At 54.1% G+C, this 16,631-nt stretch carries 13 protein-coding genes; all 13 read left to right on the top strand.

The window, feature by feature from the left end:
- The first annotated feature begins 28 nt into the window (after window positions 1-28).
- The 13 genes from NSS64_RS01135 (at window position 29) to NSS64_RS01195 (ending at window position 16,546) form a co-directional block, all read left to right on the top strand.
- A complete protein-coding gene (locus tag NSS64_RS01135; RefSeq protein WP_341138943.1) occupies window positions 29-1,651 on the top strand; it encodes an extracellular solute-binding protein in 1,623 nt (540 codons plus the stop codon).
- A gap of 18 nt (window positions 1,652-1,669) precedes the next feature.
- Window positions 1,670-2,578, top strand: coding sequence for an ABC transporter permease (locus NSS64_RS01140; protein WP_442950218.1), 909 nt, complete (start codon window positions 1,670-1,672; stop codon window positions 2,576-2,578).
- Between the two features lie 14 nt (window positions 2,579-2,592).
- Window positions 2,593-3,474, top strand: a complete 882-nt coding sequence (locus tag NSS64_RS01145; RefSeq protein ID WP_042139988.1) for a carbohydrate ABC transporter permease — start codon at window positions 2,593-2,595, stop codon at window positions 3,472-3,474.
- A 34-nt stretch (window positions 3,475-3,508) separates the two neighbouring features.
- The gene (locus tag NSS64_RS01150; RefSeq protein ID WP_341138944.1) at window positions 3,509-5,578 is read left to right on the top strand and encodes a TIM-barrel domain-containing protein; all 2,070 of its coding nucleotides are present in this window, start codon (window positions 3,509-3,511) and stop codon (window positions 5,576-5,578) included.
- 9 nt (window positions 5,579-5,587) lie between these two features.
- Window positions 5,588-7,105: an FGGY-family carbohydrate kinase gene (locus NSS64_RS01155; protein ID WP_341138945.1), complete on the top strand. Its 1,518-nt coding sequence runs from the start codon at window positions 5,588-5,590 to the stop codon at window positions 7,103-7,105.
- Between the two features lie 13 nt (window positions 7,106-7,118).
- Complete coding sequence (locus NSS64_RS01160; RefSeq protein ID WP_341138946.1) at window positions 7,119-7,997, top strand: class II fructose-bisphosphate aldolase; 879 nt, start codon at window positions 7,119-7,121, stop codon at window positions 7,995-7,997.
- Between the two features lie 34 nt (window positions 7,998-8,031).
- Window positions 8,032-9,081, top strand: a complete 1,050-nt coding sequence (locus NSS64_RS01165; RefSeq protein WP_341138947.1) for an aldose 1-epimerase family protein — start codon at window positions 8,032-8,034, stop codon at window positions 9,079-9,081.
- A gap of 19 nt (window positions 9,082-9,100) precedes the next feature.
- On the top strand, window positions 9,101-10,594 hold the full coding sequence (araA, locus tag NSS64_RS01170; RefSeq protein WP_341138948.1) for an L-arabinose isomerase: 1,494 nt from the start codon (window positions 9,101-9,103) through the stop codon (window positions 10,592-10,594).
- 174 nt (window positions 10,595-10,768) lie between these two features.
- Entirely contained in the window at window positions 10,769-11,056 is a 288-nt protein-coding gene (gene gatC, locus NSS64_RS01175) for an Asp-tRNA(Asn)/Glu-tRNA(Gln) amidotransferase subunit GatC (RefSeq protein ID WP_173139646.1), read from the top strand.
- 26 nt (window positions 11,057-11,082) lie between these two features.
- A complete protein-coding gene (gatA, locus tag NSS64_RS01180) occupies window positions 11,083-12,540 on the top strand; it encodes an Asp-tRNA(Asn)/Glu-tRNA(Gln) amidotransferase subunit GatA (protein WP_341138949.1) in 1,458 nt (485 codons plus the stop codon).
- 31 nt (window positions 12,541-12,571) lie between these two features.
- Window positions 12,572-14,017, top strand: a complete 1,446-nt coding sequence (gatB, locus tag NSS64_RS01185) for an Asp-tRNA(Asn)/Glu-tRNA(Gln) amidotransferase subunit GatB (protein ID WP_341138950.1) — start codon at window positions 12,572-12,574, stop codon at window positions 14,015-14,017.
- An 89-nt stretch (window positions 14,018-14,106) separates the two neighbouring features.
- The gene (locus NSS64_RS01190) at window positions 14,107-14,580 is read left to right on the top strand and encodes a GNAT family N-acetyltransferase (protein ID WP_341138951.1); all 474 of its coding nucleotides are present in this window, start codon (window positions 14,107-14,109) and stop codon (window positions 14,578-14,580) included.
- Window positions 14,581-14,617: 37 nt separating this feature from the next.
- The gene (locus NSS64_RS01195) at window positions 14,618-16,546 is read left to right on the top strand and encodes a DUF4097 family beta strand repeat-containing protein (RefSeq protein WP_341138952.1); all 1,929 of its coding nucleotides are present in this window, start codon (window positions 14,618-14,620) and stop codon (window positions 16,544-16,546) included.
- The last annotated feature ends 85 nt before the right edge of the window (window positions 16,547-16,631 follow it).

Here is a 16,631-nt window from a genome sequence, read left to right on the forward strand (position 1 = left end):
AAACCGAATATGAGGGGGAAGCAAAATCATGAGAAAAATTGCCGCTTTATCTATTAGTACCGTTCTTTTGGCCCTGACAGCCTGCAGCTCACCATCCAATACCAATACCAAAGACACTGCCAGCTCCAGTGCCGATCCGAAGCAACCCATTGACCTGCGGGTAGGCCGTTATTCCCTGCCCACCTGGGGGTATCCCGCAGGGGATGATTTTGCGAACAACATCTGGTACCGGCATTATGCTGACAAGTTCAATCTGAACGTCATACACGAATGGACAGCTCTGCAGAATGAATACAATGAGAAGCTGAACATCGTCATTGCCTCGGGATCAATTCCGGATATCGTCATCGAAGCCTCCACCAACCAGCTGGAGACCATGGTAAAGGCAGATATGACAGCGGATCTGACCGATGTTTTCGAGGAGCATGCTTCTGATTTGACGAAGGAGATTCTCACCGGTGACGGCGGCCTTGCGATGGATTCGGCTACCTTTGACGGCAAGCTCATGGCTTTGCCTTACACGACCTCGGTCATCTATGAACCCAGTCTGCTATGGGTGCGGCAGGACTGGCTGGATAAGCTTAACTTACCAGTGCCGAAGACCATTGACGATGTGATTGCGGTGGCCAAGGCCTTCAAAGAAAAGGACCCGGACGGCAACGGCATCGACGACACCGGCGGGCTGGCGTTCAGCAACTGGCTATTCGACGGGATTACCTCCACCACCGGATTCTTCAACGGCTACCATGCCTATCCGCAGAGCTGGCTCAAAGGAGATGACGGCAAGATCACCTACGGCAGCGTGCAGCCTGAAATGAAGAATGCCTTGGCTAAGCTCAGAGAAATGTATCAGGCCGGCCTGATTGATCCTGAGTTTGGCATGAAGGATACGACCAAGGTAACGGAGGAGGTCAGCGGCGGCAAATACGGCATCAGCTACGGACGCTGCTGGAACGTATACATGTACGGTACGGGCCTGGAGGGCCAGCCGGATATGGTCTGGACTCCACTGGCGGCCCCAAGCGCCGACGGCGAGGATGTATTTGCCAATGTAGGCACAACCGTGGTGAGTTACTATGCGGTGAACAAAGACTATAAGCATCCCGAAATTCTCGTCCAATTATTGAATGATTACAACGAGATGGCTTACGGTCCGAACCGGAATGATCCCGAGGTCAAGAAATTCTTTGCTTTCGAAAAAGGGCAGACCATTGTAGAACAGGGGCACTTGTCCCTGGCCCGGACCCTTACGACTGATGATGCTACCGTGAAATCTTTGGAATACCTGATCGAAGCCATCGAGAAGCGCGATCCCAGCAAGCTGGATCAGGCTCTGACCGAGACGGGGAAATACGAACCGAGCGTAGCTTATCTGGACGGCAAGGGGACCGGCTATATGGAGTATCACCAGGTCAAAGCCTTCAAAACGATTGTGGAGGGCTATGGCACGGATCATCTGATTCCCCAGGCTTATGGAGGCACCACGGAAACGATGCTGAACAAAATGGGCATTCTGGGCGATTATGAACGTGAAATTTTCACGAAGATCATCATGGGTGCGGAGCCTATTGACGCCTTCGATACCTTCGTATCCGAGTGGCACAAGCTGGGCGGCCAGCAGATTCTGGACGAGATCAACGCCAGCTTGTGATGAAAGGGGTAGCCTATTGTGAGAGCTTTGCACCTGAAGAGCCGCTTCAGACATGAATTACCGTACCATTTGTTTTTGATCCCGGGAATTATACTGGCTGTTCTATTCTGCTATATTCCGATGATGGGGATTGTCATGGCTTTCCAGAACTTTAGCGTGTTCAAGGGCTGGCTTGCGGGTCCATGGGTCGGGATGGACAATTTCCAATATATTATTTCCATGCCCCGCTTCGGGCAAGTCATGTATAACACGATCTATATCTCGATTTTGAAAATTGTATTTTCATTGATTGTGCCTATCGTTGTTGCGCTGCTGCTGAACGAAATGCGCGGCCAGAAGCTGAAACGGGTGCTGCAAACCGCGATGTACCTGCCTTATTTCCTGTCCTGGGTGGTGCTCGGCGGCATCATTCTGGATGTCCTCAGTCTGGAGGGGGTGATTAACAGCCTCATCCAGGCCTTTGGCGGAGAGCCGGTGGGCTTCCTGTCCAGCAACCGGCTGTTCCCCGGCGTACTGGTCACTACTGAAGTGTGGAAGAACTTTGGCTTCAATACGATTATCTATATGGCTGCGCTAACCTCCATCAATCCGGATTTATATGAAGCAGCCATGATTGACGGAGCCAGCCGCTGGCGGCAGATCTGGCATGTTACACTGCCCGGCATTCGTCCTACGATCATTCTTCTGGCTACTCTCAGTCTGGGCAATGTGCTGAACGCCGGGTTCGAACAGGTATTCATGCTGCTCAATCCGCTGGTGGTCGATTCCGGCGATATCCTGGATACGCTGGTCTACCGGCTGGCCTTCAATCAGGCGCAGTACAGCGTAGCGACAGCCGTAGGACTGTTTAAATCGCTGGTATCCGGAGTACTTATTTCAGTCTCCTATTATATGGCCTATAAGTTTGCCGATTACCGCATTTTTTGAAAGGGGGAGCAAGGGTGAAATACCGTTTGAACGGCAGCACCGTGTTCGCAGTATTCAACAAAGTGTTTCTCATTCTCTTGGGAATCCTCTGCATTGCGCCGATTGTCAATACGTTAGCCATTTCCTTCAGCTCCGCCTCGGCGGTGGCGATGGGGAAGGTGCGGTTTTTTCCGTCGGACTTTTCACTGGACGCTTATAAATTTATCGCTACCCGTCCGGAATTTCTAAGATCCTTGGGCGTGGCTGTGATCCGTGTGCTTGTGGGCAGCGCCCTGCAGATGCTGGTTACCTTCATTTCAGCTTATCCCCTTTCCAGGGAGAACAGGGATTTCAGCATGCGGACGTTTTATGTATGGTTTTTCATGTTCACCATCCTGTTCAGTGGAGGCATCGTCCCCCTGTACATGCAGGTGAAATCCCTCCACATGCTGGATACCATGATGGTACTGGTTCTGCCGACAGCCTTGGCGGTCTTCAACATCGTTCTGATGATCAATTTCTTCAGAGGACTGCCCCGGGAACTGGATGAGTCCTTCCGCATAGATGGAGCCGGACACTGGACCATCCTGTGGCGGTTATATTTCCCGCTGTCGTTGCCTGCCTTTGCGACCATCCTGCTGCTGGCTATGGTAGGGCATTGGAATAGCTGGTTTGACGGAATGATCTTCATGAACCAGACCGAGAACTATCCGCTCGCCACCTATTTACGCTCCATTATTGTCAGCTTCGATTTCAGCAATGTGAGGTCTGAGGACGCCGCCCTCCTGGCCAGCATCTCACCGCGCACGACCAAGAGCGCGCAGATCATTCTGGCCACGTTGCCCATCTTGTGCGTCTACCCTTTTTTACAGCGTTATTTCGTGTCTGGTCTGGTCCTGGGAAGCGTGAAGGGATAGTTCCAAAAACTATTTACAGTAGGAGAAATGGATTATGCAGAAAATTGCCAGTGGAATCTTTAAGCTGACCTTCGGAACACCCGAAGAATTTACACCGGTATCGGTATTGAAGCCCGTCACATGTCTCGAAGCGCTGAATGCGCTTGAAGATCATCCGCTTCCCTTTCTAAGGGAGGACATTCATTTCCAACCGCGCCAGGGCTCCGTATTGCTGGAGATTCCCTTGGAGCCGGAAGAGGAAGTATACGGTTTGGGCTTACAGCTTAAATCGTTCAGACAGAGCGGCAGCAAGAAGAAGCTGCGAACGAATTCCGACCCGTCCGCGGATCTGGGCGACTCCCATGCGCCGGTTCCCTTTTATGTAAGTACTGCCGGTTATGCCATTCTGGTGGATACGGCCCGGTACGCGACCTTTTTCAGCGGAGGGTGCAAGAGAGTTGGCAGCAGGCAGGATCTGGAAGGCTTCGAATCGGCAGGCACCGAGAAGGGGCACTGGGAAGTGAAAAAGGGAAGCGGCAATATGCTGGTGGATATCCCTGCGGCGCAAGGAGTAGATATTTATGTGTTTTGCGGCGGGGATATGAAGGACGCGGTCAGCCGCTATAATCTGTTCAGCGGCGGCGGGGCGTTACCTCCGATGTGGGGATTGGGTGTGATGTACCGAGCAGACTGGCATGCGGATCAGGAAGATGTCCTGCAGTTAGCCCGGCAAATCAGGGAAGATGAGATGCCCTGCGACATGTTTGGTCTGGAGCCCGGCTGGCAGACGAACGCCTACTCCTGTACTTATGTGTGGGACAGCAACAGATTTCCGGATGAAACAAGGCTGATCCAGGATCTGAATGATATGGGGTACCGGCTTAATCTGTGGGAACATGCTTATGTGCATCCTGATAGTCCTGTCTTCCCGGAGCTGAAGCCTTATTCGGCCGACAGCTATGTATGGGACGGTCTGGTGCCGGATTTCACCCAAGCTGAGGCCCGGAAAGCCTTCACGGACATCCATCAGCCTTTCATTGAGGCGGGGTTGTCAGGCTTCAAGCTGGATGAATGTGATAACGGCGATTATATCGGCAACTGGGGTTTTCCCGATTTCGCCCGTTTTCCGGGAGGGGCGGACGGGGAGCAGATGCACAGCTTGTTCGGCCAGCTCTATCAGCAAACGATGCTCGCCCCGTTCAAGGCAGCGGATCGCCGGACCTATGGACAGGTGCGCGCTTCCCATGCGCTCGCGGCGCCCTATCCCTATGTACTGTACAGCGACCTCTACGACCATGAAGACTTCGTACGGGGGCTGGCCACAGCGTCCTTCTCAGGTCTGCTCTGGTCGCCGGAGGTCCGCCAGACAGCAACGAGGGAAGAGCTGCTGCGCCGGATTGGCGCTGTGATTTTCTCGCCTCTGGCGGTGCTTAACTGTTATATGATTCCTTCGCCGCCGTGGAAGCAATTCGATCATGACAAGAACCATGCCGGTGAATGGCTGGAGGATTGGCCGCAACTGGCGCAGCAATGCAGGAAGCTTCTGCAAATCCGAATGAGTCTGATTCCTTATCTGTATGCCGCATTTGGCAGATACCGTCAGCAGGGGGTACCGCCTATACGTCCCTTAGTGATGGATTACCCGGGTGACTCTGAGGTGCTGGATTGCTTCGACCAGTTCATGGTTGGAGAGGATCTTATGGCTGCTCCTGTTGTCTATGGTAACGGTGACACACGTAAGCTCTACCTGCCTCAAGGCCGCTGGTACGAACGATTGACCGGAGAGTGGCTGAACGGCGGACAATGGATCACCCGCCAGGTTGCTGAGGATGAAGTTCCTCTGTATATCAAACAGGGCGCGCTAATTCCTTGGGCAGAGCCCGTTCTATGTGTCCGGGACGATACCGTTTTTAATATAGAGCCTGTTCTGTACGGCGCGGAAGCAGGGGAATGTTCGCTTTTATGTGATGATGCAGTCAGCTATTCCATGATTTCTGAGAGCCTGCCTTTTGCCACAATTAAGGTGACCCAAGAAGGCTGTCTGAGCATAGAGGAACAAGGCATAATCTCTGAGCGCTATAAGTTAGCCGGTGTGAAATACGTCCCGGATGGGGAGAGGGGCTGAATCGGGGACATGGCCGTCGATCTCATAGGCTTAGATATCGGGTCAACAGGAACGAAATGCCTGATTATGGCTCCAACGGGTGAGGTGCTGGCCCAGGCATACAGGGAATACCCCATGGAATCGCCGGAAAGCGGCTGTTATGAGCTGAGTCCGCAGCGGGTGTGGGAAGCGGTTCAAGCTGTGATCAGTTCCGCAATGATTAAGTATGACCGACCGCCTGCCATGCTTGCCGGACTGTCCGTTTCTTCCTTTGGGGAGGCTGCCGTTCTGCTCGACAGCGGGGGCGGCGTGCTTGGAAACAGCCTGCTGTATATTGACAAGCGGGGAAGCGAGCAACTGGAGGTTTTGGTGGAGCATATCGGAGAAGAGAACATCATTGGCAAGACGGGTCTTCATCCCCATCCGATGTACACCCTCTCCAAATTGATGTGGTATCGGGAAAAGCGGCCGGACATTTATGAGCGGCTTCATACCTTTCTGCCGTTTGGATCATTTATTCTCTACAAGCTGGGTGCAGGACCCGTGATCGACTATTCGCTGGCATCCAGAACGATGGCCTTTGATGTTCACCGGCTTGAGTGGGATGAGGAGATTATCCGGGCGTCAGGCTTAAGGAGCGGGATATTTCCCCAGGCGCTGGAGCTTGGATCACGGCTCGGCCGGATTTCACCCGCAGCGGCTGAGGTGCTGGGGCTGCCTGCCCACCTTCAGCTGGTGCTCGGCGGACATGACCAGGTATGTGCTGCCTTTGGCGCGGGAGTCACGGAAGAAGGCTCGGCCGTAGACGGCATTGGCACCGTAGAGTGCCTCACGCCGGTCTTCGATAAAATGCAGGTCAATGACCAAGCGCTTGCGCTCAGCAAGCTGGCGCTGGTTCCTTATATCCAGGGGAGTTATACCACCTATGCGTTTAATTTCACCGGCGGCTCCCTGCTCAAGTGGTACAGGGACCAGTTCGGTTATGAAGAGAAATGTGCGGCAGATGAGTCCGGCCGGAGTGTCTATGAGATTATGGGCGAGAGCGCCGGAGAAGGTCCTACAGACATTTTGGTACTGCCGCATTTTGCCGGCTCAGGCACACCTTACATGAATCCGGCTGCGGTTGGAGTCATCGCGGGCTTGAATTTCAACACCACGAAGGGTGAACTGTACAGAGCCTTGATGGAGGGCGTCACCTATGAGATGAGGCTCAATCTGGATTGTCTGGAGCAAGCGGGTATGAATATCAGGAAGATAAAAGCCTGCGGCGGCGGTGCCAAGTCCGCCCTGTGGCTGCAAATCAAGGCGGACATCATGAATAGGGCTGTCATTGCCCTCGATATCGAAGAGGCAGGTATTCTCGGAGCGGTTATTCTGGCCGGGGTGGCGCTGGGAGTATTCCCTTCCTATGCAGAAGCTGCCAGCCGTTTGGTGAAGGAGGGCACGACCTTCTATCCCCGCCCGGAGAACCGCAGGCACTATGATGAGAATTACGCCAAATATAAACGGCTGTATCAAGCAGTGAATAACGTCATGTCGAACCCATAGGAGATGCTGAAGAATGCCATTAGTGACCCTGAAAGAGTTAATGAAGGATGCCGAAGCCAAGCGTTATGCCGTCGGCGCGTACAATGTGATTAATTTGGAGATGATCCGGGGAATCATTGCCGGGGCCGAGGAGGCGCGCTCACCGGTCATTCTGTCCTTTGCGGAAGTGCATATTCCGCTGGTTCCGCTGGAGGTGATCGCTCCCATTATACTGGCGGCTGCGAGGCAAGCGCGGGTTCCCGTTGCAGTACACCTGGACCACGGCCAGGATCACGAAATTCTGATCCGGGCGATGCAGCTCGGCTTCTCGTCGGTGATGTTCGACGGCGCGCATCTTCCGCTGGATGAGAATATCCGCCAGACCAATGAGATCAGCAAAATCGCCAAGGCGCTCGGAGTTTCCGTAGAAGCCGAGCTTGGCAAGATTCTGCGTCCGGAGGGCGGCGGAGCGGAGGAAGAGATCGAAGAATATGATCCGGACGATGTATACACCAATCCCCAAGAGGCACAGACCTTTATTGCACATACCGATGTCGATGCGCTCGCCGTTGCTTACGGGACCGCGCACGGTGTTTATCTGACAGAACCGGTTCTGGATTTTGAGCGGTTGAAGCTCATCAAAGAGCTTACCGGTCTGCCGCTGGTGATGCATGGCGGGTCTGGACTGGATGAAGCTGCCTATGTAACTTCCATACAGTGCGGCATCCGCAAGCTTAACTATTATTCCAATATGGCGCATGAAGTGGCCAATACCCTCCAGGCGAAATTGGCGGCCAACAGCGCGCAGCAGCACAAAAGCTATTATCATGACCTGTCCAGATGGGCTATGGAAGCAGTGCAGCAGGATATTGTTCGTACGATGAGAATTTTCGGGAGTGCCGGACAAGCCTGAGGCTTTCCTTCCCGGGTGCAGGAGGAATGGTGGTATGGCAAGACTTTATGGCAGAGAATGGACCCGTCGTGAGCTGGAAGCCAGAGTTGGCCGGATAGAGCAGCTTGCGGGAGTGCAGCCCTTTGTAATGAGAGAAGGGCCGGAGGCCGGTCAGGAAGTGTTCCGTGTGCGGACCGGCTCTGGCCTCTCCTATTGGGTGCAACCCGGCAAGGGAATGGATATCTCTTTGGCTGAATTTTGCGGGATTCCGGTTAGCTGGTCTGCCGCCAACGGTGATCCCCATGCCGCTTATTTCAGGGATGAGGGGAATCACTGGCTACACACGGCTTCCGGCGGGTTGCTGATGACTTGCGGATTGTCGCAGGCAGGTGCAGCTGGCCGGGACGAATACGGAGCTTATGGATTGCATGGGCAGATCCATCATACGCCTGCACGCCAAGCTTCGTATCAGGCGGAATGGCAAGGCAATGAATATGAGATCCGACTGCGGGGAGTCATAGAGGAGACGTCCATTTTTGGACATAAGCTGCGTTTGACCCGCACCATTACAAGCAGGCTTGGAGAGAACAGTCTGCTGCTTAACGATTGCGTGGAGAATGCAGGCTTTACACCGGCCCCGCATCTGATGCTGTATCATTTCAACTTTGGATTTCCGCTGCTTGCGGAGGATACCCGGATCGTATTGCCGGAGAGCAGCTGTGCTCCGCGTGATGATGATATGGAGATATCACGGATAGATGAATGGCAGGCGCCGGATCATCGTTTTAAGGAGCAAGTGTACTACCATGAGCCATTGGAACGGCAAACGTACATCTGCGCTCAAATCAGCAGCCCTTCTTTTCCTGTACCCGGCTTATCCTCTTCATCGGGAGGCCTGACGGCAGAGCTGAAGTGGGATCAGCGGACGCTGCCCAGACTGGTGCAGTGGAGAATGCCCGGAGCAGGCGAACATGTGCTGGGACTCGAGCCGTCCAATTGCTGGACCCGGGGGAGAGCGGAAGAGCGCGGAGCGCATTCTTTGAAGCTGCTGGAGCCTGGAGAAGCCGTTCATTACGAGATTGAATTGAAATTCAAAACGAACTGAACGAACGGAGGAATTAGATATGCTGCAAGCTAAGCCATATGTATTCTGGTTTGTAACAGGGAGCCAAGGTTTGTACGGAGAGGATGTACTTGAGCAAGTGGAGGATAATTCCAGAAAAATGGTCGAGGAGCTAAACCGCGAAGGGGGCCTTCCGTATCCGATTGAGTTCCGCGAAACGGTCACGGCTCCGGAAACGATTCTGCGAGTGTGCCTTGAAGCCAATTCCAGCGGGACCTGCGCAGGGGTGATTACCTGGATGCACACCTTCTCGCCGGCCAAAATGTGGATCTCGGGGCTGGCCCAGCTGCGCAAGCCGCTGCTCCATCTCCATACCCAATACAATGTCGAGATTCCCTGGGACAGTATCGACATGGAGTTTATGAACTTGAACCAGGCGGCGCACGGCGACCGTGAGTTCGGGTTCATCGGCGCCCGCCTGCGTGTGGCCCGAAAGATTATTGCAGGCCACTGGAAGGATGAAGAGGTGCGTGCAAGAATCGGAGAGTGGATGAAGACGGCCGCGGGCTATACCGGGAGCCAGACGATGAGAATCGCCAGATTCGGCGACAATATGCGTGATGTCGCGGTGACGGAAGGCGATAAGGTGGAGGCGCAAATCAAGCTGGGGTGGACGGTCAACGGTTATCCGGCCGGCGATCTGGCTGAACGGGTTCGGAGTGTCAGCGAAGCCAAGCTGCGTGCGCTAATGGATGAATACGCGGAATTATACGACTTTACGGATCAGGGTCGCGCCGATGGCACTGAACGGGAAGCCATTCGTGAACAGGCGCGGATGGAGATTGCGCTGAGCGAGTTTTTGGAGGAGGGCGGATATACAGCGTTCGTGACCAGCTTCCAGGACCTGCATGGACTGAAGCAATTGCCGGGGCTGGCGGCTCAGCGGCTGATGGCGGCAGGCTACGGCTTCGGCGGTGAGGGAGACTGGAAGACGGCCGCGCTGGTGCGGATGATGAAGATTATGGCCGGCAATCAAGGCACCTCTTTCATGGAGGATTATACGTATCATCTGCAGAAGGGCAATGAAATGGTGCTGGGTTCCCATATGCTGGAGATCTGCCCTTCCCTGGCTGCGGACAGACCAAGGATTGAAGTGCATCCCTTGTTTGTCGGCGGCAAGGAAGCTCCGGCCCGTCTAATATTTAACGGCGCAAGCGGCACAGGAATCAATGCCACCCTGGTGGATATGGGCGACCGGTTCCGCCTGATCGTCAATGAAGTGAATGCCGTACAGAATGAACATAGAATGCCTCATCTGCCGGTAGCGCGGCTCCTCTGGCAGCCGGAGCCGTCCTTGACCCGTGCATCGGAAGCGTGGATTCTGGCCGGGGGTGCACATCACTTCGCCTTTTCCTTCCATACAACAAGTGAACAGCTCCGGGATTGGGCGCGTATGGCAGGGGTCGAGTGCCTTGTCATCGACACCTCCAGCACCATGATTTCACTTGAGAATGAGCTGCGCTGGAATGACCTGTATTACCGGATGAATCATTAGCCGGATTAAGCTTAAGCACTCAAGACCCGCTTCCTGCCACAATCAGCAGGTGCGGGTCTTTTGCTGTATATATCTCCCTCCATCGACAAGCGCATTGAATTGTAAGGCCGTCTACCCTATAATTAAAAACGTTATCCGGGCGCTTTAGCCCTTTAAACAGGAGGGATATTCATTATGAGCATCACCGTCAAAGATGTGCAGCATGTGGCCAAGCTGGCCCGACTGCAATTAAGCCCGGAAGAAGAGGCTACCTTCACCGAACAAATGAATGCTATTTTACAATATGCCGAGAAATTGAATGAGCTGGATACCGAGAATGTAGAGCCGACCACCCATGTGCTGCAAGTCAGCAATGTGATGCGTGACGATGCGGTGAAGGAGAGCCTGACCCAAGAGGAAGCGCTGCTTAACGCACCGGAACATGAAGACGGACACTTCAAGGTTCCCGCTGTTCTGGAATAACCCCATACCTGAGAGGAGGAAGCAAGTTGAGCCTGTTTCAATACCGATTACCTGAAGTACATAACATGCTGAACACCAAGGCGGTCTCGGTCAGTGAGCTGACCGAGGAATCGCTGTCCGTCATTGCAGAGCGTGACAGCAAGGTTCATGCCTTTTTGACACTGAATGAAGAGGGGGCCCGTGCTAAGGCGCGCGAGCTTGATGACAAGCTGGCAACCGGTGCTGCAAGAGGGCTGCTGTTCGGATTGCCTGCCGGTATTAAGGATAATATCGTGACCCAAGGTCTGCGCACCACCTGTGCCAGCCAGTTCCTGGCCAATTTCCAGCCAATCTATGATGCCACAGTAGTCTCCAAGCTGCGCCAGGCCGATGCGGTAACGATCGGCAAGCTGAACATGGACGAGTTCGCCATGGGCGGCTCCAATGAGAATTCCAGCTTTGGCGCTGTGCGCAATCCATGGGATCTGGAGCGTGTACCAGGCGGTTCGAGCGGCGGCTCGGCAGCAGCGGTTGCAGCCGGGGAAGTCTTCTTCACTCTCGGCTCAGACACAGGCGGCTCCATCCGCCAGCCAGCCTCCTATTGCGGAGTGGTCGGCCTCAAGCCTACGTATGGCCTGGTCTCCCGTTACGGACTTGTCGCTTTTGCTTCCTCCCTGGATCAGATCGGTCCGATTACCCGTACTGTGGAGGATTCCGCATACGTCCTGCAGGCAATTGCCGGTTACGATGCCCAGGATTCCACCTCGGCCAAGGTCAGCATCCCGGATTACCTGAGCTCGCTCACCGGTGATATTTCCGGTCTACGCATTGCTGTGCCGAAGGAGTACATCGGTGAAGGTGTGGATGCCCAGGTCCGTGAATCGGTGCTCGCAGCGCTCAAAGTACTGGAAGGCCTTGGCGCAGTATGGGAAGAGGTCTCCCTTCCGCATACCGAATATGCCGTAGCCGCTTATTATCTGCTCTCCTCCTCGGAGGCTTCCTCCAACCTGGCCCGCTTTGACGGTGTCCGTTACGGGACGCGTGTGGATGATGGGGGCGGATTACTGGATCTGTACCATAACTCCCGCAGTCAAGGCTTCGGTCCTGAAGTCAAACGCCGGATTATGCTCGGCACCTATGCGCTCAGCTCCGGATATTATGATGCTTATTATTTGAAGGCGCAGAAGGTACGCACCTTGATTAAGCAGGATTTTGATGAAGTATTCAAGAAATATGATGTCGTGATCGGGCCGACTGCGCCAACCACAGCCTTTAAGCTGGGCTCACAGACTGAAGATCCGCTGACCATGTATCTGAATGATATTCTGACCATTCCTGTCAGTCTGGCCGGTATTCCTGCCATCAGCATTCCTTGCGGCTTCGCCGAGGGCCTGCCTGTCGGCTTGCAGATTATCGGCAAGGAGTTTGATGAGAGTACGGTACTGCGCGTTGCGCATGCCTTTGAACAGCATACAGAGCATCACAAGGCCCGCCCGCAACTGTAGCTTGAAGTAGTTGACCATAAACTTTTAAGGGATGAGATTATCTATGTCTAAATATGAAACGGTCATCGGGCTGGAAGTTCATGTGGAGCTTCATACCAAGTCCAAAATCTTCTGCGGCTGCTCTACTGAATTCGGCGCGCCGCCTAATACGCACACCTGTCCGGTCTGTCTTGGTCACCCCGGTGTACTGCCGGTGCTGAACCGCCAAGCGGTGGAGTATGCCATGAAAGCGGCAATGGCTCTGAACTGTACGATCGGCGATGTCAGCAAATTCGACCGCAAAAACTATTTTTACCCCGATTCCCCGAAGGCCTACCAGATCTCGCAATATGATCAGCCTATCGGCCTCGGCGGCTGGATTGATATTGAAGTGAACGGCGAGACCAAACGGATCGGAATCACCCGTCTTCATCTGGAGGAAGATGCGGGCAAGCTGACTCACGTGGATGGAGGATTTGCTTCACTGGTTGACTTCAACCGGGTAGGCACTCCGCTTATTGAGATTGTCTCCGAGCCTGATCTGCGTTCACCGGAGGAAGCACGTGCTTACCTGGAGAAGATTCGCGCCATTATGCAGTACTGCGATGTGTCCGATGTGAAGATGGAGGAAGGCTCCATGCGTTGTGATGCCAACATCAGCCTTCGGCCGGCAGGCCAGGAAGAATTCGGTATCCGTGCGGAGCTGAAGAATATGAACTCCTTCCGCGGGGTTCTGCGCGGGCTGGAGTATGAGCAGTTCCGTCAGGGGGAGATTCTGGATGACGGCGGGATCGTTGTACAGGAGACCCGCCGCTGGGATGAAGCCGGAGGCAAGACCTTGTCCATGCGCGGCAAGGAGGAAGCCCATGATTACCGTTATTTCCCGGACCCGGATCTGATTGTGCTGCATATTGGCGAGGACTGGAAGGAAGCGATCCGCTCCACGATCCCTGAGCTGCCGGATGCCCGGCAGGCCCGGTACAGTGCGGAGTTTGGTCTGACTGCCTATGATGCCGGAGTACTTACCTCCTCCAAGCCGCTTGCAGACTTCTTCGAGGGCAGTCTTGCCTTCACGCAGGATGCCAAGGCTGTCGCCAACTGGATGATGGGCGATCTGCTGGGGTATTTGAACAGCAATAATCTGGAGTTATCCCAGGTGAAGATTACGCCGCAGGGACTGGGCGAGATGATCGGCCTGATCGCAGGCGGAACCATCAGCAGCAAAATCGCCAAAACCGTATTCAAAGAAATGCTGGAGAGCGGGAAGCTGCCGGCGGTAATTGTAGAAGAGCAAGGCCTTGTTCAGATCAGCGACGAAGGGGCGATCAAGCGAATTGTGGAGGAAGTGGTCGCGGCCAACCCGCAATCGGTCGAAGACTACAAGGCAGGCAAGAAACAAGCGATCGGCTTCCTTGTAGGACAGGTCATGAAGGCGAGTAAAGGGAAGGCTAACCCGGGGCTTGCGAACACTCTGCTCACAGAAGTGCTGAACAGATAGACTGCTTTTGGGTAATAGATCATAGAATCTTGGGCACAGGGCTTGTCGGCAACGGCAGGCTCTGTGCGGTATATAAGGGGAATATACGGATGGATACAATCGTGAAGCTGAATCTGCAGGATGAGTTCACACTGGATGAGCTGTGGAGCCTTCAGCATAAGGCATACCGCCTGGAGGCGGAGATCATCGGGTTTCGTGACATACCGCCGCTGCTGGAGACGAGGGATATGCTCAGCCGGGTTACAGAGGAGTTCTACGGCTGCTTCGATGAGACGGAGGAGCTGCTCGGCGCTGTTGCAGTCATAGAGGAGTCTCCCGGCAAGCTAACCGTTACCCGGATGATGGTCAGCCCGGACCATTTCCGCCAAGGCGTGGCCGGAAGACTGTTAGAATTTATCTTTGCCCGATATGCGGAGATGGAGCAGTTTATCGTATCAACGGGGAAGCTGAACCTTCCGGCAGTGACGCTCTATACCAAGCACGGGTTCATTCCTGCCGGGTCCGAAGAGGTGGTTCCGGGAGTAGAGCTGCTGGAATTCCACCGGACAGGCAGGCTGAAATGACAAGTACATCCCATTTTAGAAAGGAGGAGTACCGAGAATGAGTTCCGGCCATCAGAATCATGAGGAGCTTCCCGTGCGGGAAGAAGAGAATGAGGCAGGCTTGCCGCTGTCTGAAGCTGACGTAGAATTGAACCATCCCTACATCCCTCCCCGTCCCAAACGCCGTCCGCGTAAACGTAAATTTATAGCCGGCCTGCTTGCTGCAGTGCTTCCCGGCACGGGACATCTCTATCTCGGGCTGCTCCGCAAAGGGGTTTCTGTCATTTTCCTTATTGTGCTGGATATTGTGGCACTGCTGTATTTCTCATCGATCGGGATGCAAATTAATGTACCGCTGCTGATTTTACTGGGGCTGCTGATTCCGGTGTTATACTTCTATAATGTGTTTGACGCGCTTCAGAACGCAGACCGGATTCTGCGGTTTCCTGATGAGCATGATCTTGAAGAGCTGGAGACCATCCAATCCAGTACAACAACCTCAAGACGCCGGGTAAGGATCAGCGAGCCGGGGATATCTTTTGGCCTCCTGCTGCTTATCGGCGGGGCGATGCTCTTTCTTTTCCAGCAAAAGCCGCCCTGGCTTCGGGGATTCATTGAAACCTCTGCCGGTGCTGCCGCCTCCGTGGTGCTGATAGGCCTCGGCCTTCTTATGGGGATCAGAGAGATGGCCAGGGACTCCATGGCGCGTCAGGACAAGGAGCGGAAGAAACGGCGGATCGGCAGATATACGGCCTCAGTAACGCTGGCTGCTGTCGGAATCCTGCTTCTCCTGGACTGGCGTGATGGAACAGATTATATGATGCTGCTGCTCAAATGGTGGCCTATCATTCCGGTATTATGGGGAGTAGAGTATCTGCTGATCTATGTTCTTTTCCGCCGTCTGAAGCAGAGCGGTACTGCCGGAAGAGCGCGGATGGATCTGCGGGGATTGTTCTCTGCGGTAATACTGGCAGCCTGTGTGTTTATCGTAACCGAGCAGGAGCACTATCTGCATCTGTGGAACAAGGTGAGTCTTAATCTGACCGTGGCGGCAGTCGATTACGGGGAAGCGGAAGGAAGCTCTTATCAGAAGGCTCCGCTGATGGTTCCGGTCGAACTGAACACCTCCAAGGTCAATATTGACGCTATTAATGGAGACATTCTCGTTCACCGGGCTGCTGTGGAGGATATCGAGATTACGGCAACCGTATGGGTGGACCAGCTGGACGGGGTACTGGCTGAATCTATAGCCGACCAGTCTTTTGTCGAGGTGACAGAGGGAACAACGATCAAGATCACACCCCAGAGTAAGGCGTACGGTGAATCCGGCAAACGCCAGCCGCGGATCAACCTGGATATCTCCCTGCCGGAAGACCGGCGGTTCGACCTGAACGTCCGTACGATGAATGGCGGAATTACCCTGCAGAATGTGGAAGCCATTGCCGACATCTCGCTGGAGACCGGGAACGGGGAGCTGATTCTGCACCGCATTTACGGCAATGTAAAAGGTAAAACCCTAAACGGTGCGGTGCGCGCCAGAGATGTCCTGGGCAATGTGGAGCTGGGGACAAACGGAGGCGATATGGGGGCTTGGGACGTTAGAGGCGCCCTGAAGCTGTCAACGGCGGTCGGCAACATCACGGCATATGACAGCGGGGATACGCTGGATCTGTCCACGAAGAATGGCAATGTAGAGGTATCCGGAGCAAGATCCAAGCTGCATGCCGAATCCCTGAACGGCCGGATCAGCATCCGCTCCGGGGATTTCGGGGGAGACTGGGATGTATACAGTGCCGTGGGGGATATTGAACTGTTCCTGCCGCTAACAGGTAATTATACGGTGGAAGGCTCCAGCGGATATGGAGATATCGTAACAGACCTGCCAGGGCTCGTGATTGACAAAAAGGTGCTTTCCGGCCAGATCGGAACCGGTGAATTCAAGCTGCGTGTAGACGGAAACAGCAATTTAAATGTGAGCAAATATTGAAATAAGGAATTTTTATTATATAATAATGAATATAATGTAATGACTTCATTGACAACGTTGAAAGCAGAGTCATACAATTACATTA

The organism is Paenibacillus sp. FSL H8-0122, from assembly GCF_038005345.1.
In the GTDB taxonomy this organism is placed as follows: Bacteria; Bacillota; Bacilli; order Paenibacillales; family Paenibacillaceae; genus Paenibacillus_AQ.